Here is a 21,198-nt window from a genome sequence, read left to right on the forward strand (position 1 = left end):
CCGGGATCAGGCGTCGAGCGGGCGGGCGGTGATCTCATAGGCGAAGGCCTTGGCGTCGAGTTCGTCCAGCGGCTTTCCGTCCAGCGTCGCCTGCGGATACATCAGGAAGGGCAGCGGCCGGTCGCGGCCGGCCAGAACCAGGTCCTCGGCGGTGTTGTAGCCGACCCAGTTGCCTTCCCAATTGCCGAACAGCGCCGCGTTGACCTGGGTCACCAGCGGATCGGCGGGGTCCTTGATCCAGGTGTCGGTCTCGGCCCGCATGACCTTCAGCACGTCGGCGGGATCCATGGCGACCCAGCCGTGACCGCTTAGCCAGACCTCGGCCCGGCAATGCTGGGCGCCGGTGATGGCGGCGTCATTGGCGCCGAGCTGCTTGAAGCCGAAGGCCGAGGGCGCGACGCGGATGCCGTAGACGTCGCGCGCCGGCACGCCTGAGGCCCGGGCCAGCGCCACGAAAAGCCCGTTCAGGTCGGCGCATTTTCCGCCCTTGCCGGCGCTGGCCAGGGTGGCCACGACGTCGCCGGGGCCGCAGCCGGGGGTGTCCAGGTTGCGATGGCAATTCGTCACGATCCAGGCATAGATCGCCCGGACCTTGTCCACATCGCTTTGCGCCCCGGCGGTGATGCCGGCCGCGGTTTCCGCCACGACTCCGTCCAGCGGCTTGTTGCCCGAGGGCCGCAGTGCGGCCTTCAGCACTGCCGGATCCTCGGCGACCTCGGCGGTCCGGGACAAGTCCACGGTACGGTTGCGGGTCTGTAAGCTGCTGGTCAGCACCAGTTCCGGCGCGCCGCCGCCTTGGAAGCTGGCATGCAGGTAGCGGGCGCCGCTGGCGGGATCGGTGACGATGCGGGCGCTGGCGGCATTGCCGCCGATCTCATTGCCGATGCTGCGCTGGTAGTCGTTGTCGAGCGAGGGCACCGGCAGCCAGACCTGCGCCGGTCCGGACCCCGCGGGCAGGGTGACGCGGGTCACGGTCTGGAAGCTGCGCCAGTCGCTGGGCTGGGGCGCGAAGCGGCGGGGCTCGGCCGCCCGCGCGGGCAGGGCGAGGCCGCCCAGCACGGGCGCGAGGCCCGCCGCCGCGGCAAGTTTCAGGAAGCTGCGTCGAGGCTGGTAAGGCATGATCCGCTCCTTTCGCGTTTCGCGTTCAGCGTCGCAGGGCGGCCGCCCTGCCGGACCGGTTCATGCTAGGCGGGATCCCGCCCCGGCTCAAGCGCTGGCGCGGGTTTCGGCGGCGATCTCGGCCCTGGACTTGCGGCCGCGCTCGGTCGCGGATTTCAGCTGGCCGCAGGCGGCCATGATGTCCTCGCCGCGCGGGGTGCGGATGGGCGAGGCGTAGCCGGCCTTGTGGATGATGTCGGCGAAAGCCTCGATCCGTTCCCAGCTGGAGCGCTTGTAGGCCACGCCCGGCCATTCGTTGAAGGGGATCAGGTTGATCTTGGCCGGGATGCCGCGGATCAGCTTGACCAGCCGGCGCGCGTCCTCGTCGCTGTCGTTCACTCCGTCCAGCATGACATATTCGAAGGTGATGCGCTCCGAATTCGACAGCCGCGGGTATTCGCGCAGCGCGTCGAGCAGCGTCCGGATGTTCCATTTGCGGTTCACCGGCACCAGCCTGTCGCGGATCTCGTCCGTGGTGGCGTGGAAGCTGACCGCCAGCAGGCAGCCGATCTCCTCGGCGGTCCGGGCGATCTCGGGCACGATGCCCGAGGTGGACAGCGTGATGCGGCGGCGCGACAGGCTGAGCCCCTCGCCGTCCATCACCACCTTCATGGCGTCGCGGACGTTCTCGAAATTGTAGAGCGGCTCGCCCATGCCCATCAACACGACGTTGCTGACCAGCCGCGTCTCGTCCTTGGGCGCGCCGGGCTGGGGCCATTCGCCCAGGTCGTCGCGGGCGACCATGACCTGGCCGACGATTTCCCCGGCGGTCAGGTTGCGCACCAGCCTCTGCGTGCCGGTGTGGCAGAAGGAACAGGTCAGCGTGCAGCCGACCTGCGAGGAAATGCACAGCGTGCCGCGGTTTTCCTCGGGGATGTAGACGGTCTCGACCTCATGCCCGCCGCTGATGCGCAGCAGATATTTGCGGGTGCCGTCGGCGCTGACCTGGCGGGTGACGATCTCGGGCAGGGCGATCTGGAACCGCTGGGCCAGGAAGGCGCGATAGTCCTTGGCCAGGTTGGTCATCAGCGCGAAATCGCGCACGCCCCAGTGATAGACCCATTGCCAGATCTGGCCCACGCGCATCTTCGCCTGCTTTTCCGGCGTGCCGGCGGCGACCAGCGCCTCGCGCAGCTGCTCGCGGGTCAGGCCGACGATGTTGGTCAGCGCCGATTCCGGCAGCTTGCGCGGAATGGTCAGAAGGTCCTGCGTGATCGGGGCGGCGGGCGCTGCAGGGGTCGGGGCGTTCATGGCTGGGCGGGTCCGGGCGTTGGGCAAGGCCCCTATATAGGCGAAAGCGGTCCAAAAGAAAACAGGGGCCGAAGCCCCTGTCCCTGTCCGTTCCGGTGGCTGCGGCCTATTTGCAGGCGGCCTGCGCCTTGTTGGTCGCGGCGGTGATGCCCGACAGGCTGAACGTGTCCTTGGTCACGGTGCCGCGGGCCGAGCGCCCGCTGATCACCGCCGACGAGCCGCCGCGCAGCGCGCTGACCAGCTTGCTGTCTTCCGAGGGCGAGCCGGTCCAGGCGCTTTCGCCTTCGGTGAACAGCTTGAAGACATTGCCGCCGATGTTCACCTCGACCGCCGAATCCGGCGCGAAGGGATAGCCGCCCGAGAACGAGACCTCGCCGCCCTGGCCGGGGCGATAGGCGACGTAAAGGCGGATGTCGCCGCGGGTCACGTCCTTGGGCTTGCCCGAGGAATCCAGGTTCTGCGTCGACTTGGGCGCCGAGACGGCCCAGCATTCCTTGGGGCTGTTCGCCGAGAAGACGGTCCAGTCGCCCTCGGTCCCGATGACATTCGTCGAGTCCTGGGCCAGGACCGGCGAAGACGCGGCGATCGCGATTGCAGCGGCTGCCGCTGCGGCGCGCGGCGCGGATTTCAACATGCTCTGGTCTCCTGCCATGGTCCGGTTCGATCCGGTTTGTTGCCGATGACGGTGGTGTTTTCAACCATCTGGCTGCAAGATAATGCGAAATTGAACGCGGGAAAAACCCCCATTCTGTGGAAAATCGCGCGATTGTCAGAGGAAATGCGACCCATGACGGCAGCAAGGCTCATCGAATTGTGGCGCGGCGGCCTGCGCGAGAGCAGCCATCTGGGCCATGTGGTGATCTCGGATGCCGACGGCGTGGTCGAGGCCTGGGGCAATCCGGGCACGGTGATCTTCCCGCGATCCTCGTGCAAGATGATCCAGGCGCTGCCCCTGGTGGAAAGCGGCGCCGCCGATGCGGTGGGCCTGGGGCCCGAGCACCTGGCGCTGGCCTGCGGCAGCCACAACGGCGCCCGCAGCCATGTCGATCGGGTCGAGGCCTGGCTGTCCGGCCTGGGCTTCGAGGACGAGGACCTGCGCTGCGGCGCCCATATGCCGCGCGATCCGCAGGAATACCGCCGGCTGCTGTGTTCGGACGCGAGCCCCTGCCAGGTCCACAACAACTGTTCGGGCAAGCATGCCGGCTTTCTGACGCTGAAGCGCCACATCAACGCCGGGCCGGAATATGTCGAGCTGGACCATCCCGTGCAGCGCGCCGTGCGCCGCGCCTTCGAGGAGGTCACCGGCGAGACCGCCGCCGGCTGGGGGCTCGACGGCTGCTCGGCGCCGAATTTCGCCTGCACGGTCGAGGGGCTCGCCCGCGCCATGGCCGGGTTCGCCCGCCCGCGTTCTGGCAAGCGCGGCGCGGCGCAGCGCCGGCTGTTCGAGGCGATGGCGGCCCATCCCGATCTCGTCGCCGGCGAGGGCCGGGCCTGCACCGACCTGATGCGCGCCATGCGGGGCCGCGCCGTGGTCAAGACCGGCGCCGAAGCGGTCTTCGTCGCCATCGTCCCCGAGCGCGGGCTGGGGGTGGCGCTGAAGGTCTCGGACGGCGGCACCCGCGGCGCCGAGGCGGCGATCACCGCGCTGATGGTGCACCTGGGCCTGCTGTCCGCCGAGGACCCGGTGGTCGCGAAATACCTGACCGGCCCGATCCGCAACTGGCGCGGCTTCGAGACCGGCGAGATGCGCTGCGCCTCGGGTTTCCCGAACTGAACCCTTCGGTAAAAGCCTGATTCCGAACCATTTCGGCCGGCGGTTTCCTGCCGCCGGCCCGGCCTGCGCATGTCGGGCACGGCGGGGATGTGCCAGTGTGGATCCACCCGTGAAACGGGCAAAGCCCTTTTTGTTAATGAGGTAGATCCATGGCAACGCTGCCCTATGATTATTACTGGTCCGTCTATTCCGAGACCCTGGCCGACGTGGCCGCCGAACTGGCCCGGCAGCTGGCGCGTCTGCCGCGGCTGAACCTGGTCGAGGGCGCCGCCGGCGCGGACATCCTGGAGGGGACGCGCCGGGACGATGCCCTGCTGGGCGGCGGCGGCAACGACACCATGCGCGGCCATGACGGCGCCGATTTCCTGCACGGCGGCTTCGGCAACGACCGCATGTGGGGCGGGAATGGCGGCGATTCGATGCATGGCTGCAACGGCAACGACAGCATGTGGGGCCAGGGCGGCAACGATTTCATGCATGGCGGCTTGGGCAACGACCGGATGTGGGGCGGCACCGGGAACGACAGCCTGCATGGCTGCTTCGGCGACGACATCCTGAAGGGCGAGGCCGGCAACGACTTCCTGCACGGCGGCTTCGGCAAGGACCAGCTGTTCGGCGGCAGCGGCAACGACACGCTCAACGGCTGTTTCGGCGACGACCTGATCGACGGCGGCGCCGGCGACGACCTGCTTTCGGGGGGCTACGGGCACGACACCTTCGTCTTCAACGGCGGCCGCGACCGCATCATCGATTTCGAGACCGGGGCTTGCGGCTGCGACTCGGATCACCGGGCCGAGACCATCCGCGTCGATCTGGACGGGGTGGACAGCTATGCCGAACTGATGGCCGCCGCCCGGCAGTCCGGCGGCAATACGGTTTTCGAGCTGGGTGGCGGCAATGCGCTGGTGCTTGAAGGCGTGGTGATGGCGGAACTCGACTCATCGATGTTCGTCTTCGTCTGATCCCTTCCGGCGGACCGGTGCCGGGCGGCGCGCGCGCCGCTTCGGCATCGGTCACGGCCTACGGGAAATGGGGCGCAGGCCCCTTCCCATCGAAGGTTGACGAACAAGGATTCCCGAGTCAGCTGCGACGAAAATCGTTCCGGCTTCGGGGATCAGTCTGGAAAGGCACAACCTTGTGGATGCAGGTTTGTCCGGCGCCTGGCCGGGTCCGCGCTGCCGCCGCGCACGGTCTCTTGGCGATCTGTCAGAGCATCTGCCAGATCAGCCGCAGCGCCAGCGCGGTCGAGGTGGCGACCAGCAGCGGCTTGATCACCCGCGCGCCGATCCGCATCGCCAGCCTGGCGCCCAGCATGGCGCCGGCCACCTGCGCCAGCGCCATGGCGGCCCCCACCAGCCACAGCGGCTGGCCGACCAGCGCGAAGGCGGTCAGCCCGCCCAGGTTCGAGGCGAAGTTCAGCAGCTTGGTATGCGCCGTCGCCTTCAGGATGCCGTAGCCCGCCAGCGTGACGAAACCCAGCATGAAGAAGGACCCGGTGCCCGGCCCCAGCAGCCCGTCGTAAAAGCCCACGGCCGGCACCACCGTGGCGGCGAAGGCCGCCGGCGTCAGGCGGCGCAGGCGGTCGGTGTCGTCGAGCCCGGGTTTCAGCGCGAAGAAGGCGGCGATGCCGATCAGCAGCACCGGCAGGCCGAACCGCAGCGCCTGCGTCGGCAGCCAGCTTACCAGCGTCGCGCCGGCCAGCCCGGCGAGAAAGGCGATGGCGGCCTCGGGCAATTGCGCGCGCGGATCGACCAGCCCGCGCCGCGCATAGGAGATGGCCGCCGTCGCCGCGCCGAAGACGCCCTGCACCTTGTTGGTGGCCAGCGCCTGCGCCGGCGGGATCCCGGCCAGCATCAGCGCCGGCACGGTGATCAGCCCGCCGCCTCCGGCGATGGCATCGACGAAGCCGGCGACGAAGGCGGCCGTCATCAGCATCGGCAGCAGGTCGAGGGAAAGCTGGAACATGCCGCCCTTTGCGGCGCCTTGCGCGGAATGTAAAGCCGCCCTGCGCGGCACGGCCGGGGTGAGTATTTGGCGAACGAAGAAATCGGGGCGGATGGGCCTTGTCGCTGCGGGCTGCGCGGTTGTCGCGGGTATTTCTGAGGTGGTGAAGGCGCTCAGGCGCGGGGGTGGGCGGAGCGATAGACCGCCAACAGCCGGGCGTCGTCTACACCGGTATAGACCTGCGTCGTGGCCAGGCTGGCGTGGCCCAGCAGTTCCTGGATGGTGCGCAGGTCGCCGCCCGCCGCCAGCAGATGGGTGGCGAAGCTGTGACGCAGCGCATGCGGCGTCGCCGTCGGCGGCAGGCCCATGACCTGGCGGGCGTGGCGCATCGCGCCCGAAATCAGCGCCTGGTTCAGCCGCCCGCCGCGCGCGCCGCGGAACAGCGGCGATTGCGGTTCCAGCGGCCAGGGACAGACGGCCAGATAGGCCGCCACCGCCTCGCGCGCGATGGGCAGCACCGGGACCTGGCGTTCCTTGCCGCCCTTGCCGCGGATGGTCAGCGCCTCGCGAAACGGCCAGTCGGCGCCGTTCAGGTTCAGCGCCTCGGAGATGCGCAGCCCGCAGCCGTAGAGCAGCGTCAGCACCGCCGTGTCGCGGGCGGCGATCCAGGGTTCGGGGTGGGTGTCGCCGGCGATGTCCAGCACCGCCTCGGCCTGGTCCGGCGCCAGCGGGCGCGGCAGCGAGCGGGTGAATTTCGGGCTGCGCGCCGCCAGCGCCCTGGAGGCGTCGAAGCCGTGCCGGTCCGACATCCAGCGGATGAAGCTGCGCGTGGCCGAAAGCCGTCGCGCCAGCGAGCGGGCGCCAAGGCCGCGGCCGCGCTCGGCGGCGGCAAAGGCGCGCATGTCGGTCTGGGTCAGGCTGCCCAGCGTCGCGGGCAGGGCCGGCGTGCCGTGATAGCCGCCGAGGAAGGCCAGGAAGGCCAGCAGGTCGGCCTGGTAGGCGCGGATCGTGTGTTCGGACAGGTCGCGCGTCGCCTTTTCGCTGTCGAGCCAGCGCGCGAGATTGTCGGCCATGGCCGGGGCCAGCGCCAGAGGCTCGGCCCCGCCGCTCATCGCCGCAGCCAGGAGATCAGCACCAGCCGGAACACCTGGCCGAAGAAGCGCAAGAGGTCCGTGCCCTGCGCAGGGTTGAACCGCCCCATCTCGGCCGAGCCCATCAGCAGCAGCGCCGGGAAGCGGCCGGGGCCCAGGTCCAGCGGCAACAGCGCCTCGGAGCGGATCGGCGCCCGGGTTTCGCCGTGGAAGGCCTGGGTCTGGCTGGCGGTGCGGCGCAGTACGATGTCGTCGCCCCGCGGCGCGCGCCGGCCGCCCGAGATCAGCTCGGCCACCGTGCCCGAGGGGGCGACGATCAGCGGGCCGCTGGCCTCGGGCTGGGGCAGGGCGCCGCCCGATTCCATCACCAGCCGCAGGGTTTCCACCCGCAGGATCGGCGCCACCGCCAGGTCGAGGTTTTCCAGGAAATCCTCGAACTCCATCGGTTCCAGCAGCGACAGCACGGCGCGGTGGATGGTGTTCATCCCCGACTGGTTGTCGTAGGCGGCCGAGATCACCGATTCATGCGCCGCCTCCAGCCGGTCCAGCCGCGATTCCAGCGCCTGCATGGCGCGGCCGCGGATATCGATGACGTTCTCGCCCACCTCGGCCTCGCGCGCGCCGATCAGCGCGCGCATCAGGTCGCGGTCGGCGAGGATCAGCTCGGGCTGCGCCAGCAGCCGGGCGCGGGTCTCGTCGGAAAGCGGCTGGGGTTCGGCCTTGGTTTCGGCGGGCATCAGACGATCTTCTGCCCGGTCTTGGCCCAGTCGGCGTTGAACTGTTCCAACCCCTTGTCGGTCAGCACGTGGTTCGCCATCGCCTTGATCACGGCCGGGGGCGCGGTGATGACGTCTGCGCCGATGCGGGCGGCGTCGGTGATGTGGTTAACCGAACGGATCGAGGCCGCCAGGATTTCCGTCTGGAAGTCGTAATTGTCGTAGATCTCGCGGATCTGGGCGATCAGTTCCATGCCGTCGAAGTTGATGTCGTCCAGCCGGCCGATGAAGGGGCTGATGAAGGTGGCGCCGGCCTTGGCGGCCAGGATCGCCTGCGCGGCGCTGAAGCACAGCGTCACGTTGACCTTGTGGCCCTGCGAGGACAGCGCCTTGCAGGCCTTGAGCCCGTCCCAGGTCAGCGGCACCTTGACGGTGATGTTCGGGGCGATCTTCGCCAGGTGCTCGCCCTCGCGGATCATGTCCCCGGCCTTGCTGGCGACGACCTCGGCGCTGACGGGGCCGTCGACCAGGTCGCAGATCTCCTTGGTGACTTCCAGGATGTCGCGGCCGGACTTGAGGATCAGCGACGGGTTGGTGGTGACGCCATCCACCATGCCCAGATCGTTCAGCTCGCGGATGGCGGCGACGTCGGCGGTATCGACAAAGAACTTCATCTGCGGGGACCCCTTTTGCGATTTTGCCCCGGGTTTAGCGCATAACAGCCGGCGCGTGAAGTCCGCCCGGCTTGCGGGCGGGCGCGGCCCTGTGCAAGATCCCGGCCTTGTCCGCAGGAGAGTGCCCTTGGAAGCCCTGAACCCCGACCTGTTCGATCTGCTGCCGCTGCTGGCCGCCGGCCCGGTGCTGGTCGGGCATTGGCCGCTGCTGCTGTTCGTCGGCTGGGCTGCGGTGCCCTGAACCCGATGCCGCCGCCCTTCTATCCCCATGGCGCGCGCATCGCCGTGCTGACGCAGGAAGTCGTCGGCGTGCTGGATTATCTCGCGCCCGAGGGCGGGGTGCGGCTGGGCCAGCTGGTGGTGGTGCCGCTGGGACCGCGCCGGGTGATGGGGGCGGTCTGGGGGCCGGGCATGGGCGATTTCGACATGGCCAAGCTGCGGCCCGTCGCTCGGCTGGTCGATGCGCCGCCGCTGTCGGGGGGCATGATCGAATTCCTGACCCGGATGGGCGAATACACGCTGACGCCCTTGCCTGCGATGCTGCGTATGGCGACGCGGGCGCCGGACCTGGACCAGCCGCCCTCGGCCCGGCGCATCATCCATCGTGCGGGGCCGCCGCCCGAGCGCATGACCGACGCCCGCGCCGCCGTCCTGCGGGTGATCGAGGATCACGGCGGTGCCGGCTTCGCCCCCGGCGAGCTGGCGCAGCTGGCCGGTGTCAGCCCGGGCGTGGTGCAGGGGCTGGTCAAGTCCGGCACGCTGGCCGAGGTGCTGGCGCCGCGAGACGTGCCCTATCCGCGGCTCGATCCCGGCCTGCCCGGCAAGCCGCTGGCCCAGGACCAGGCCGAGGCCGCCGATGCCCTGCGGGCCGAGGTCGCCCGCCGCGCCTATGGCACCACGCTGCTGCGCGGCGTCACCGGCTCGGGCAAGACCGAGGTTTACCTGGAGGCCGTGGCCGAATGCCTGCGCCAGGGCCGGCAGGCGCTGGTGCTGCTGCCCGAGATCGCGCTCTCGGCCGAGTTCCTCGACCGGGTCGAGGCCCGTTTCGGCGCCCGGCCCGGCGAATGGCATTCCGGCATCACCCGCAGCGAGCGCCGCCGGCTGTGGACCATGGCGGCGACGCATAACGTCGGCCTGGTGGTCGGCGCCCGCTCGGCCCTGTTCCTGCCCTTTGCCGACCTGGGCCTGATCGTCGTCGATGAGGAGCACGATTCCAGCTACAAGCAGGAGGACGTGGTCTATTACAGCGCCCGCGACATGGCGGTGCTGCGCGCCAGCATCGAACAGGCGCAGGTGGTGCTGGCCTCGGCCACGCCCTCGGTCGAAAGCTGGGTCAACGCCGCCGCCGGGAAATACCGCCGGCTGGACCTGCGGTCGCGCTATGGCACCGCCGAACTGCCGGAAATGGGCACCGTCGACCTGCGGCAGCAAGAGATGGAGAGGGGCCGCTGGATCAGCCCGCGCCTTGCGACCGAGATCGCCGCCCGCAAGCAGCGCGGCGAGCAGTCGCTCTTGTTCCTGAACCGGCGCGGCTATGCGCCGATCACCGCCTGCCGCGCCTGCGGCCAGCAGATCGGTTGCGACCATTGCGATGCCCGCATGGTCGAGCACCGCTTCCAGAACCGCCTGGTCTGCCATCAATGCGGCGAGACCAAGCCGATCCCGACCGCCTGTCCTGCCTGCGGCGTCGAGGGCAAGATGACCGCCATCGGCCCCGGCGTCGAGCGTCTGGCCGAGGAGGTCGCCGAACGGTTCCCCGAGGCCCGCGTCTCGGTGCTGTCCTCGGACCTGTTCCACTCGGCCCGGGCGCTGAAGGAGGCCATCGCCGAGATCGGGGCCGGCGAAACCGACATCATCATCGGCACCCAGCTGGTCGCCAAGGGCCACAACTTCCCGCGCCTGACGCTGGTCGGCGTGATCGACGCCGACCTCGGCCTGCAAGGCGCCGACCTGCGCGCGGCCGAGCGCAGCTTCCAGCTGATGCGCCAGGTCGCCGGCCGGGCCGGGCGTGAGGGCGGCGAGGCGCGGGGGCTGGCGCTGCTGCAAACCTATCAGCCCGAACATCCGGTGATCCGGGCGATTCTCTCGGGCCGGGACGAGGATTTCTGGGACGCCGAGGCGGCGCAGCGCCAAGCGGCCGGCATGCCGCCCTTCGGCCGGCTGGCGGGAATCATCCTGTCGCATCCCGACATGCCGGTGGTCGAGGATTACGCCCATGCGCTTGCCCGCCGGGCCGAGCCGCTGCGCGCCGTGGGGGCCGAGCTTTTCGGCCCCGCGCCGGCGCCCATCACCCGCATCCGCGGCCGCTGCCGGGTCAGGATGCTGATCCGCGCCCCGCGCCAGGCGCCGGTGCAGGCGGCGATCGCGGCATGGCTGGCGCAGGCGCCGAAGCCGCCGACGAACCTGCGGCTGGCGGTGGACATCGACCCGCAGAGCTTTTTCTAGCGCCGCCGCTCGATCAGCTTCGAGGCCAGCGGCGCCAGCGTGATGACGATCACCATGCGCAGCAGGTGGTGGCTGACGACATAGGCCAGGTCGGCGCCGGCGATGATGGCGATCACCACCATCTCGGCCTGCCCGCCGGGCAGATAGGCCAGGAAGGCGTCCAGCGTCGGCGCGAGGCCCAGATGGGTGATCAACTCGATGAAGACCAGGCTGATCAGCGCCAGAAACAGCGCATAGACCAGCCCGGCGGTCACGTCGATGCGCAGCTCGCGTCCGGTGATGCCGACATATTTCACCCCGACCGCGACGCCGATGAAGAATTGCGCCGCCTGGATGATCTCGGCCGGCGGGCGGTGTTCGATCACGCCCGACAAGGACAACGCCGCCGTCAGGATCATCGGTCCCAGGATCGAGGCGCCGAACAGGCCCAGCCGCTCGGCCCCCTTCCAGCCGATCAGCCCGGCGGCGACCATGATGGCGATCTCATAGGGATCGGTGGCGCGGATCGAGACGCCGGGCGGCTGCGACAGGTCGACGCCCCAGAAGCTTTGCATGATCAGCGGCGCCACGGTGACGATGACCAGCACCCGCGTCGCGTGGATCAGCGACAGGGCGCGGACGTCGCCGCCGGCCTCTTCGCCGAAGACCAGCATGTCCTGCAAGCCGCCCGGCATGGCGGCATACCAGGCGGTCGGGTGGTCGAAGCCGAAGCCGCGCCGGAACAGCGGATAGCCGACCAGCGCGATCACCAGGATGAAGGCGGGGACGAAGGCCAGCGAGGCGGCGATCTCGGGGATCTTGCCCAGCACCTCGGGCGTGATCGAGGCCCCGACCGCGACGCCCAGGAAGGTGCGCATGAAGGTGCCCAGCCCGCCCGCGCCCATCAGCGGCGCCCCCGCCAGCGCCGCGATCAGGCAGGCGAGCATCGGGCCCAAGAGCAGCGGCAGCGGCAGGTGCAGCGCCAGGAACAGCGCGCCGCCGGCGGCGGCCAGGGCAAAGGTCAGGGTCCGGCGGGCCGCCGCCCCGCGCATCACAGCCCGCACCGGCCCAGCAAGCCGTCCAGCACGCCCGCCAGCCGCTCGGCCCACAGCGCCTGGCCCTCGGCGTCGGCGATCAGGTCGTTCCTGACCTCGATCAGCACGTTCGGCCGGCCATGGGCCAGCGCGTGGCGGTCGATGGAATCGCCGTCCAGATGGCCGGCATAGGGTTCGTTGTCGCCGGTGATCCAGCCCTGCGCCCGGCATTCCCGGATCAGCGGCGGTCCCAGCCTTTCGTCGTGATGCGAATAGAGCACGCCCACCGCCCAGGGCCGGCGCGGCCGGCCGCGCAGCTGGCGGGTAAAGCTGTGGATGGCGCAGATCGCCCGGTCCGGCCGGGCCGCGGCCAGCGCCGCGTAGGCGGCGTGATAGGGGCGATAGAGCCGGTCCAGCCGCCGCTCGCGCTCGGCCGGGCCGGCATGGCGGTTGGCGGGAATCACCGTGCCGTCGTAGAGCCGCATCAGCAGCGTCGGGTCGTCCTCGCCCCGGTTCGGGTCGATCACGAGGCGCGAGAAATCCGACAGGATCGCCGGAGCGCCCAGCCGCTCGGCCAGCCGCACCGCCAGCCCGGCGGCGCCCACGTCATAGGCGATGTGGCGGGCCATGTCCGCGGGCGCGATGCCCAGGGATCCGCCGCCGACCCAGTCCGGCACCCGGTTGGTGGCATGGTCGCAGGTGATCAGCCAGCGCGAGTCGCGCGCGGGTCCGATGGTGGTGAAAGCCTCTGCCGTCATGGTTCCTTTGCCTCGCATCGGGCAATGTTTAGTGCAAGCCTTGCGCAAGGCGCCAGTTGCCGCGTGAGGGTGAATGGGTCTATAGAGCAGCCGATAGCGCAAACACAGGCGGGAGAGACGGATGAGACGGCATCGCAAGGTCAAGATCGTGGCAACCCTGGGGCCGGCATCCAGCGATTTCGCCACCATCCGGGCATTGTTCGAGGCTGGCGCCGACGTATTCCGCCTGAACATGAGCCACGGCACCCATGAGGAACAGCGCGCCCGCTACGAGATCATCCGCAAGGTCGAGGCCGAATCGGGCCGTCCCATCGCGGTGCTCGCCGACCTTCAGGGTCCGAAGCTGCGCGTCGGCACCTTCGCCGATGGTCCGCACGATCTGGTCGAGGGGCAGGGGTTCCGCTTCGATCTCGACGCGACGCCGGGCGACGCGACCCGGGTGCAGCTGCCGCACCCCGAGATCTTCGCCGCGCTGGAACCCGGCGCCGAGCTGCTGGTCAACGACGGCAAGATCCGGCTGCGGGTGCAGGCCTGCGGCTCCGATTTCGCCGATTGCACGGTGACGGCGGGCGGGCCGATCTCGAACCGCAAGGGCGTGAACGTGCCCGACGTGGTGCTGCCGCTGGCGGCGCTGTCGGACAAGGACCGCGACGACCTGGAATTCGCCTGCGGGCTGGGGGTGGACTGGCTGGCCCTGTCCTTTGTCCAGCGCCCCGAGGACGTGATCGAGGCGCGCGAGCTGGCCAAGGGCCGCGCCGCCATCCTGTCCAAGATCGAGAAGCCCGCCGCCGTGCGCGCCTTTTCGGACATCCTGAAGGTCTCGGACGGGATCATGGTGGCGCGCGGCGACCTGGGCGTCGAGCTGCCGGTGCATTCGGTGCCGCCGATCCAGAAGCGGCTGGTGCGCGCCTGCCGCGCGGCGGCCAAGCCGGTGATCGTCGCCACCCAGATGCTGGAATCGATGATCGAAAGCCCGATGCCGACCCGCGCCGAGGTCAGCGACGTGGCGACGGCGATCTATGAGGGCGCCGATGCGGTGATGCTTTCGGCCGAAAGCGCCGCCGGCGCCTATCCGGTCGAGGCGGTGGGCACGATGGACAGCGTGGCGCGTTCGGTCGAGGGCGACCCGACCTATCGCGAGATCATCGAAAGCTCGCGCAGCGCCAAGCGCCAGACCGTGGCCGACGGCATCGTCGCCGCCGCGCGCGAGATCGCCGAGACCACCGACATTTCCGCGATCTGCGCCTTTACCCAGTCCGGGACCACCGGCAGCCTAGTGGCCCGCGAACGCCCGCGCGTGGCGATCATCGCCATGTCCTCGGAAGAGCGGACGCTGCGCCGGCTGTGCCTGACCTGGGGCACCCATTGCGTGCTGACCCCGTCGCTGGAGCGGTTCAAGCAGGCGGTGGTGAACGCGGCCAAGGCGGCGCGGGACTTCGGTTTCGCCGACGAGAACAACCAGATCGTGGTCATGGCCGGCGTGCCCTTCAACGTGCCCGGCACCACCAACATCCTGCGCATCGCCCCCTGCGACGAGCGCTTGATCTATCGCACCGATCCGGAATAAGCCCCGCCTAACGATTTGTTACGGAAAGGTGATTCGATGATCGACATCCTGTTGCTGGCCGGCGTGGCGCTTTGCGTGCTCTCGGTGCTGGCCGCCATCGTCTCGGTGGCGCGCACCCGTGCGCCGCGCGGCGCCGCCATCCTGCTGGTGCTTGGCCTGGTGCTGGTCTTTGCCGGCGCCCGGCTGGATTCGCGGCCCTTCGGCGTCGCGGCGCTGCAGGAAAGCTGGCAGCGGCTGGTGAACGGCCAGGTGACGCTGAGCGACGATCCGGTGACCGCCCCCGCCCAGGAAGCCGAGGCCCCGGCGGCCGAGGCGCCCGTTGCCGAGACCCCCGCAGCCGAAGCGCCGGCCACGGAAGCGCCTGCTGCCGAGACCCCGGCCGCGCCCGAGGCGCCCGCCGAGGTCGCCCCGGCCGAGGCTCCGGCCGAAGTCCCGGCTGCGGAAACGCCCGCCGAGACCCCGGCGCAGGCGTCCGATGACGCGACCCCGGCGGCACCGGCGCCGGCCCAATAAGGCTTGCCAAGATCGGCGTGCCCGCCTATAGGGCACGCTTCCACCCGCGCGGCCGGCCGATATGGCATTGCCGAGTCGCGCGTTCACTCTGACCGCAAGGAGAGTAAAATGCCGAAGATGAAGACAAAAGCGGCCGCCAAGAAGCGGTTCTCGATGACGGCCTCGGGCAAGGTCAAGGCCGGCCCGGCCGGCAAGCGCCACGGCATGATCAAGCGCTCGACGAAATTCATCCGCGACGTGACCGGGACCATGATCCTGTCCGACGCGGACGCGAAGATCGTCAAGAAATACATGCCTTACAACCGCTAAGGAGAACCGGACATGGCACGAGTCAAATCGGGTAAGATCACCCACGCCCGCCACAAGAAGGTTCTTGACGCGGCGAAAGGCTATTACGGCAACCGTTCGCGCAACTTCCGCACCGCGACCCAGGCCGTCGACAAGGCGAACCAATACGCGACCCGCGACCGCAAGACGCGCAAGCGCAATTTCCGCGCGCTGTGGATCCAGCGCATCAACGCCGCCGTGCGTCTGGTCGATGCGGAGATGTCCTATTCGCGCTTCATCGCCGCGCTGGCGAAAGCCGGGATCGAGGTGGACCGCAAGGTCCTGGCCGACCTGGCCGTGCACGAACCCGAGGCCTTTGCCGCCGTGGTCGCGCAGGCGAAAGCCGCCGCCTGATTTTCGGGCGAAGGTCGAGATGATGGGACCCGCGTCGCGAGGACGCGGGTTTTTTTCTTGGCTGCGGGATCCTTTGCGCTGCGGGGGTCGGGGGCTCTGCCCCCACGCTCCTGCGGCCCCTCGACGGGGCCTCAGGAGCGTTCCCCCGGGATATTTGCGCACAAAAGAAAAGCTGCCGTCGGAACCGCTCCGGGCAAGGCGGGGTTTCGGGAGATGCCGTCTCCGTCCGCCTGTCCCGTCCGCGTCCCCTTGCACCGCAAACCGCTGGGGGTGCTGGGATCGGCCATGGTCGCGCGGCGCAACGTGCTGGAACTGATCCCCGAGATCGCCGTGCGCCAGCCCATGGTGTCGGGCAAGGTCGGCAAGCGCTGGCATATGGTCATGGACCCCGAGGCGCTGCGCGTGGTGCTGAAGGACCGCGTCGAGGACTATCCCAAGTCGCTGGTGACGCGGCTGATCCTGGAGCCGGCGGTGGGCGAATCGATGTTCGTGGCCGAAGGCGCGCATTGGCGTTGGCAGCGGCTCGCCGCCGCCCCCGCCTTTGGCTTGCGCCATGTCGAGGCGCTGGCGCCGGTGATGACCGCCGCCGCAGAGGCCTCGGCCCGGCGGCTGGCGGCGGCGCAAGGGCCGGTCGATGTTTTCGAAGAAACCGTAGCCGCGACTTTCGAGGTGATCTCGGATGTGACCTTTTCCGGGGACGAGGGCTTTGACCGCGATGCCGTGCACCGGGCGATCGACGCCTATATCGAGGGCACGGCGCGGATCTCGGTCCTGGACGTCCTAGGCTTGCCCGGCTGGATTCCGCGGCCGGGACGGTTGCTCTCGGGGAGCGACCTGCGGCGGATGAAGCGCGTCGCGGACCAGGCGATCCGCGCGCGCACCCGTTTCGGTCCGCGCCCGGTGCCGGACCTTCTGGATCTGTTGCGCGCCGGGGCGGATCCCGAGACCGGCCGCCGCATGACCTCGGCCGAATTGCGCGACAACCTGCTGACCTTCATCGTCGCCGGGCATGAGACGACGGCGCTGACGCTGGCCTGGTCGCTTTACCTGCTGGCTTTCGACCCGCAGGTCCAGCAGCGCGCCGCCATCGAGGCGGGCGCGGTGCTGGGCGGCCGCGCCGCGACCGCCGCCGACCTGCCGCGCCTGCCCTATGTCCGCCAGGTGATCGACGAGGCGCTGCGGCTGTATCCACCCGCCGCCTTCCTGTCGCGCACCGCCCGCAGTTCCGACGTTTTGGGCGGGCGCGAGGTGCGGCCCGGCGACACCATCATGCTGCCGATCTATGCGCTGCATCGCCACCATCTGCTGTGGGACGACCCAGACGCCTTCGACCCCGACCGGTTCGGCCCCGGCGTTACCCGCGACCGCTTCGCCTTCCTGCCCTTCGGCGCCGGCCCCCGCATCTGCATCGGTGCCAGCTTCGCGTTGCAGGAGGCGGTGATCATCCTGGCCACGCTGGTCTCGCGGCTGCGCTTTGCCCTGACCGACCGTCAGCCGCAGCCGCGGATGATCCTGACCCTGCGCCCGCATGGCGGGGTCTGGCTGCAGGTGTCCGAACGCTCTTGAAAGCCGGTGCGGCCCGCGCCAAAGTCGCTGCCATGATCACCATCTATCACAAGCCCACCTGCTCGACCTCCCGCAAGGTGCTGCAGATGATCCGCGACGCCGGGCATGAGCCCGAGATCGTGGATTACGCCCGGGCCGGTTGGACCCGCGGCCAGCTTCTGGGCCTGTTCGCCGCGGCCGACCTGACCCCGCGGCAGGCACTGCGGGTCAAAGGCACCGACGCCGAGGAACGCGGGCTGGCGGAGGCCAGCGACGAGGACATCCTTGCCGCCATGGTCGAGAACCCGCTGCTGGTCGAGCGACCCTTCGTTTGCGGTCCCGGAGGCGTGCGGCTGTGCCGACCGGCCGAACGGGTGACCGAGACCTATGGCCGCTGAGGTTTTCCGCGGGCTTTTCCCGGCCCGCCCTGCGTGCTAATCGGCGGGCAAACCGCAAGGAAAGCCCGCCATGTCCGACCTGAACGCCCTTCGCCAGACCTATCTCGACCGCATCTCGGCCGCCGCCGACGGCGACGCGCTGGAGCAGGTGCGCCTGGCCGCCCTTGGCAAGAAGGGCGAGATCAGCGGCATGATGAAGGAACTGGGCCGCATGACGCCGGAGGAGCGCCAGACCACCGGCGCCGCGCTGAACCGGCTGAAGGACGAGGTCGACGCCGCCCTGCGCGCCCGCCGCCAGGGCCTCGAGGATGCCGCCCTGGACGCCCGCCTGCGCGAGGAATGGCTGGACGTGACCCTGCCCGGCCGGCCGCGGCCGCAGGGCACCATCCACCCGGTCAGCCAGGTTTCCGAGGAGGTCACCGCGATCTTCGCCGACATGGGCTTCCGCGTCGCCGAGGGTCCGCAGATCGAATCCGACTGGTTCAACTTCGACGCGCTGAACATCCCGCCCGAGCACCCCGCCCGGCAGGAGCACGACACTTTCTTCATGGCGCGCGCGACGGGCGACAACCGCCCGCCGCATGTCCTGCGCACCCATACCTCGCCGGTGCAGATCCGCGCCATGCAGGAAACCGGCGCGCCGATCCGCGTCATTGCCCCCGGCCGGGTCTATCGCATGGACATGGACCAGACCCATGCGCCGATGTTCCACCAGGTCGAGGGTCTGGCGCTGGGCCGCGACATCTCGATGGCGAACCTGAAATGGACGCTCGAGGAATTCTGCCGCGCCTTCTTCGAGCTCGACGAGGTCGAGCTGCGCTTCCGCGCCTCGCATTTCCCCTTCACCGAACCCTCGGCCGAGGTCGATATCCGCTGCTCCTGGGAAGGCGGCAAGCTGACGCTGGGCCAGGGCAATTCCTGGCTCGAGATCCTCGGCTCGGGCATGGTGCATCCCAAGGTCCTGGCCGCTGGCGGCATCGACCCCGACCAGTGGCAAGGCTTCGCCTTCGGCATGGGCATCGACCGGATCGCCATGCTGAAATACGGCATCCCGGATTTGCGGGCCTTCTTCGAAAGCGACCTGCGCTGGCTGCGGCATTACGGCTTTGCCGCGGGGGATGTGCCGAGCGTGGCAGGTGGGTTGTCGCGGTAGGTTCGCGGCCCTAAATCGATCAAGTTTGAGCCATTAACTTGAGTGGCGAGAGCAATCATGCTGCGCTATGCGGGCCTTTATCAGTTCGCAGGTGCGGCATGAAACATGTTGGTAAGATCGTCGCGGATGCGATAGCTCTGCTGCTCCTGACGATTCCTCCGGCTCTCGCCTGGCAGTTCGAGGAAATCAATGGCTCCGGCGCTGGGACTGTGAAGGCTTGTGCGGCCAGCCACGAATTTCGCAACGCATGGGTTACTTGCGCGTTTACGGCGAAGAGATCGACATTCTTTATCACCATGACGATTTTGCCTTTCCTTGGGGCGAATTGCTGGGACCGGTTTTGATAAAGATTGATGGATCATCTTTTCTCGGCGCGGCCATTTCGGTGAGCTGTCCTCTGCATGATATACGCCCGATGTCATCCACCATGATGATCATTCCGAAGGCCGAGCAGTATGGCAGGCTTTTCAGCAGCATCAGGAATGGCAGAGAAATGCTGATCGCGTTTCCGAATGGGGATGTCTACCCGGTGCCCCTGCATGGCAGCGCAAAAGCCCTTCAGATTGTTTCTGATTGCTGGCGCATGAAAAAGACCGGCCCGAATGATCGGAACCCGTTCGCGACACCCGCTCCGAACAGTCCTTTTGGAACGCCGGCCCAACAGCCCGCGAGCAACCCTTTCGAACAGCCTGCCTGACATAGCAAGGTCCCACTCCACCCTTCCGCCCGGTAACGAATAGCCTCGCTCGCCCTCCAAGCAGGGGGCTTTTCTTCCAACTCGGGCGTTGCCGCCCTTTATCTTTTCGCGATACGGTCACGCCCAGGCGGCTCAGCCGACTGCCCGGTCCCGCACCTTTCATCCGGCTCAACTCCCCTTCCTGACGGCACTGTTGCACAAATCCTGTCATGGATTCATCTGATGAAACCCGTACGGTAGCTGGTCTGCATGAGCCGACCCGCATCCCCGACATACAGAACCCGGAACTGGCCAGCCTACAATGAAGCGCTCAAGCGCCGGGGTTCGCTGACGATCTGGTTCGACCCCGAGATGAGCTGGGATGCCGCGCCGACAGGCAGGCGTGGCCGCCAGCAGACCTACAGCGATGCCGCCATTCAGACGTGTCTTTCGATGAAGGTGCTCTTCGGCATGGCGCTCAGGCAGACGACTGGTTTCGTCGAGAGCCTGCTGCAGTTGGTTGGTCTCGACTGGACGGTGCCTGACTTCAGCACCCTGTCCCGTCGCCAGAAGACCCTGGCTGTGAACATACCGTATCGCGGGTCCAAGGGGCCGCTGCACCTGCTGATCGACAGCACTGGCATCAAGGTCGAGGGCGAAGGCGAGTGGCACGCCCGCAAGCATGGCGGCCCGAAACGGCGCGTCTGGCGCAAGATCCATCTGGGGATTGATGAGGAAACGCTGGAGGTTCGGGCGGTGGAGATCACAGGGAGCCACATCGGCGATGCGCCGGTGTTACCCGACCTGCTCAAACAGATCCCGGCGCACGAGCAGATCGGCCGCGTCACAGCAGACGGCGCCTACGACACCCGCAAATGCCACGATGCCATCGCTGACCGCGGCGCCGACGCTGTCATTCCGCCCCGCAAGAACGCCAAACCCTGGAAGACAGTCGCCGCCGGCGCGGGCGCACGAAACGAGGCTCTGCGGGCATCGAAATACCTCGGTCGTGCCCTCTGGCGACGATGGAGTGGATACCACCCCCGAAGCCGCGTCGAGACGAAGATGCACTGTGTGAAACTGCTGGGTCAGCGCCTCATGGCACGGGACTTTGACCGACAGGTCGCCGAGCTTCAGGTCCGTATCGCTATTCTGAACCGTTACACCGCGCTTGGCACCCCCGTCACAGAGGCCGTGGGATAGATCTGTCCGGGGAAAGGGGAAATCCGGCCATCAACTCTTTGGTGCAACAGAGTCCTTCCTGACGGATGATTTGACCAAGGGCGTCCTGCTCTGTTGACCTTCGACGCCTCGCAATCGCCAGCGGAAGCCCTGGGCCACATGACCGGGATCACCGCACGCCTTCCTTGTGAAGTATCGGTCGGGCCGGGACCGGACCCGGCGGCGCTATCCAGACAGGCCCGCCAGAGATCGCCGCTCAGGCTATGCCAGCGCCATCTCGCCCGTCGTCGCATACTCATCAATATCGCCACGTTCCGTAAACCCATATCCCCATCATCACCGTGGCCGCGCCCATCACCAGCACCCAGGGCTCGCCCGCGATCATGCTTATCGCCAGCAGCACGCCCCACAGCGCCACGATCACCAGCCGCGCCTGCCGAGAATCCCGCGCCAGATGCCACAGCCACAGCGCCCCGCCGCAGGTCAGCGGCACCAGGACCACGACCAGAGCCGTCTCCATCCATCCCTCCACAACCGGAACCTGAGCCCGCCGACGCGTGTGCACCTGCGCGCCTCTGCCAGATGACAGCGCCCTGCCGGCCCGATAATCTGCCGCCCGAATCCCTGTCAGAAATCTCCGCCAGCACCCAAGGGCCAGC

General features: G+C 68.7%; 22 protein-coding genes. 12 read left to right on the plus strand and 10 right to left on the minus strand.

Annotated features, from left to right (window positions below):
- Nucleotides 1-6: 6 nt before the first annotated feature.
- From JCM7685_RS02325 to JCM7685_RS02335, 3 genes are all read right to left on the minus strand, one after another.
- Complete coding sequence (locus JCM7685_RS02325) at nt 7-1,119, minus strand: transglutaminase-like domain-containing protein (protein ID WP_074967272.1); 1,113 nt, start codon at nt 1,117-1,119, stop codon at nt 7-9.
- A gap of 87 nt (nt 1,120-1,206) precedes the next feature.
- Nucleotides 1,207-2,409 carry a 23S rRNA (adenine(2503)-C(2))-methyltransferase RlmN gene (rlmN, locus tag JCM7685_RS02330; protein WP_074967270.1) on the minus strand — a complete coding sequence of 401 codons (1,203 nt, stop codon included), beginning with the start codon at nt 2,407-2,409 and terminating at the stop codon, nt 1,207-1,209.
- Nucleotides 2,410-2,515: 106 nt separating this feature from the next.
- Nucleotides 2,516-3,043, minus strand: coding sequence for an invasion associated locus B family protein (locus tag JCM7685_RS02335; RefSeq protein WP_074967268.1), 528 nt, complete (start codon nt 3,041-3,043; stop codon nt 2,516-2,518).
- Between the two features lie 153 nt (nt 3,044-3,196).
- Here JCM7685_RS02335 and JCM7685_RS02340 point away from each other — a divergent pair, with 153 nt between their 5' ends.
- Together JCM7685_RS02340 and JCM7685_RS02345 are read left to right on the plus strand one after the other, a co-directional pair.
- Nucleotides 3,197-4,183, plus strand: a complete 987-nt coding sequence (locus tag JCM7685_RS02340) for an asparaginase (RefSeq protein WP_074967266.1) — start codon at nt 3,197-3,199, stop codon at nt 4,181-4,183.
- Between the two features lie 149 nt (nt 4,184-4,332).
- Nucleotides 4,333-5,145, plus strand: coding sequence for a calcium-binding protein (locus tag JCM7685_RS02345; RefSeq protein ID WP_083412678.1), 813 nt, complete (start codon nt 4,333-4,335; stop codon nt 5,143-5,145).
- A 244-nt stretch (nt 5,146-5,389) separates the two neighbouring features.
- On the opposite strand, the gene JCM7685_RS02350 is transcribed toward JCM7685_RS02345, so the two are convergent.
- The 4 genes from JCM7685_RS02350 to fsa form a co-directional block, all read right to left on the minus strand.
- Entirely contained in the window at nt 5,390-6,148 is a 759-nt protein-coding gene (locus tag JCM7685_RS02350; RefSeq protein ID WP_074967264.1) for a TSUP family transporter, read from the minus strand.
- Between the two features lie 152 nt (nt 6,149-6,300).
- Nucleotides 6,301-7,239 (minus strand): tyrosine recombinase XerC, encoded by a 939-nt coding sequence (locus JCM7685_RS02355; RefSeq protein ID WP_074967263.1) that lies wholly within the window; start codon nt 7,237-7,239, stop codon nt 6,301-6,303.
- On the minus strand, nt 7,236-7,955 hold the full coding sequence (locus JCM7685_RS02360; protein ID WP_074967261.1) for a DUF484 family protein: 720 nt from the start codon (nt 7,953-7,955) through the stop codon (nt 7,236-7,238). Before JCM7685_RS02360 ends, JCM7685_RS02355 begins: the two co-directional genes overlap by 4 nt.
- On the minus strand, nt 7,955-8,608 hold the full coding sequence (fsa, locus tag JCM7685_RS02365; RefSeq protein ID WP_074967259.1) for a fructose-6-phosphate aldolase: 654 nt from the start codon (nt 8,606-8,608) through the stop codon (nt 7,955-7,957). The genes JCM7685_RS02360 and fsa overlap by 1 nt, the downstream gene beginning before the upstream one ends.
- A gap of 246 nt (nt 8,609-8,854) precedes the next feature.
- Here fsa and JCM7685_RS02370 point away from each other — a divergent pair, with 246 nt between their 5' ends.
- Entirely contained in the window at nt 8,855-11,053 is a 2,199-nt protein-coding gene (locus JCM7685_RS02370) for a primosomal protein N' (RefSeq protein WP_074967257.1), read from the plus strand.
- On the opposite strand, the gene JCM7685_RS02375 is transcribed toward JCM7685_RS02370, so the two are convergent.
- Together JCM7685_RS02375 and JCM7685_RS02380 are read right to left on the minus strand one after the other, a co-directional pair.
- A complete protein-coding gene (locus JCM7685_RS02375) occupies nt 11,050-12,084 on the minus strand; it encodes an AbrB family transcriptional regulator (protein WP_074967255.1) in 1,035 nt (344 codons plus the stop codon). The two genes, JCM7685_RS02370 and JCM7685_RS02375, sit on opposite strands and share 4 nt — an antisense overlap.
- Complete coding sequence (locus tag JCM7685_RS02380; protein ID WP_074967253.1) at nt 12,084-12,824, minus strand: N-formylglutamate amidohydrolase; 741 nt, start codon at nt 12,822-12,824, stop codon at nt 12,084-12,086. Before JCM7685_RS02380 ends, JCM7685_RS02375 begins: the two co-directional genes overlap by 1 nt.
- Nucleotides 12,825-12,945: 121 nt before the next feature.
- Here JCM7685_RS02380 and pyk point away from each other — a divergent pair, with 121 nt between their 5' ends.
- From pyk to JCM7685_RS02425, 9 genes are all read left to right on the plus strand, one after another.
- A complete protein-coding gene (gene pyk / locus JCM7685_RS02385; protein WP_074967251.1) occupies nt 12,946-14,391 on the plus strand; it encodes a pyruvate kinase in 1,446 nt (481 codons plus the stop codon).
- A gap of 36 nt (nt 14,392-14,427) precedes the next feature.
- Nucleotides 14,428-14,904 (plus strand): hypothetical protein, encoded by a 477-nt coding sequence (locus JCM7685_RS02390; RefSeq protein WP_074967249.1) that lies wholly within the window; start codon nt 14,428-14,430, stop codon nt 14,902-14,904.
- Between the two features lie 108 nt (nt 14,905-15,012).
- A complete protein-coding gene (gene rpmI / locus JCM7685_RS02395; RefSeq protein WP_017998717.1) occupies nt 15,013-15,213 on the plus strand; it encodes a 50S ribosomal protein L35 in 201 nt (66 codons plus the stop codon).
- A 12-nt stretch (nt 15,214-15,225) separates the two neighbouring features.
- Nucleotides 15,226-15,585: a 50S ribosomal protein L20 gene (rplT, locus tag JCM7685_RS02400; protein WP_074967247.1), complete on the plus strand. Its 360-nt coding sequence runs from the start codon at nt 15,226-15,228 to the stop codon at nt 15,583-15,585.
- A gap of 213 nt (nt 15,586-15,798) precedes the next feature.
- On the plus strand, nt 15,799-17,151 hold the full coding sequence (locus JCM7685_RS02405) for a cytochrome P450 (RefSeq protein ID WP_074967245.1): 1,353 nt from the start codon (nt 15,799-15,801) through the stop codon (nt 17,149-17,151).
- 32 nt (nt 17,152-17,183) lie between these two features.
- Entirely contained in the window at nt 17,184-17,528 is a 345-nt protein-coding gene (locus JCM7685_RS02410) for an arsenate reductase family protein (RefSeq protein ID WP_074967242.1), read from the plus strand.
- A 70-nt stretch (nt 17,529-17,598) separates the two neighbouring features.
- A complete protein-coding gene (gene pheS / locus JCM7685_RS02415; RefSeq protein WP_100526017.1) occupies nt 17,599-18,681 on the plus strand; it encodes a phenylalanine--tRNA ligase subunit alpha in 1,083 nt (360 codons plus the stop codon).
- A gap of 247 nt (nt 18,682-18,928) precedes the next feature.
- Nucleotides 18,929-19,378: a hypothetical protein gene (locus JCM7685_RS19485; protein ID WP_139218079.1), complete on the plus strand. Its 450-nt coding sequence runs from the start codon at nt 18,929-18,931 to the stop codon at nt 19,376-19,378.
- A 249-nt stretch (nt 19,379-19,627) separates the two neighbouring features.
- Nucleotides 19,628-20,560, plus strand: a complete 933-nt coding sequence (locus tag JCM7685_RS02425; RefSeq protein ID WP_100526019.1) for an IS5 family transposase — start codon at nt 19,628-19,630, stop codon at nt 20,558-20,560.
- Nucleotides 20,561-20,837: 277 nt separating this feature from the next.
- On the opposite strand, the gene JCM7685_RS02430 is transcribed toward JCM7685_RS02425, so the two are convergent.
- Nucleotides 20,838-21,059, minus strand: coding sequence for a hypothetical protein (locus JCM7685_RS02430; protein WP_074966917.1), 222 nt, complete (start codon nt 21,057-21,059; stop codon nt 20,838-20,840).
- Nucleotides 21,060-21,198 lie beyond the last annotated feature (139 nt).

Origin of the sequence: Paracoccus aminovorans, assembly GCF_900005615.1 — a bacterium.
In the GTDB taxonomy this organism is placed as follows: domain Bacteria; phylum Pseudomonadota; class Alphaproteobacteria; order Rhodobacterales; family Rhodobacteraceae; genus Paracoccus; species Paracoccus aminovorans.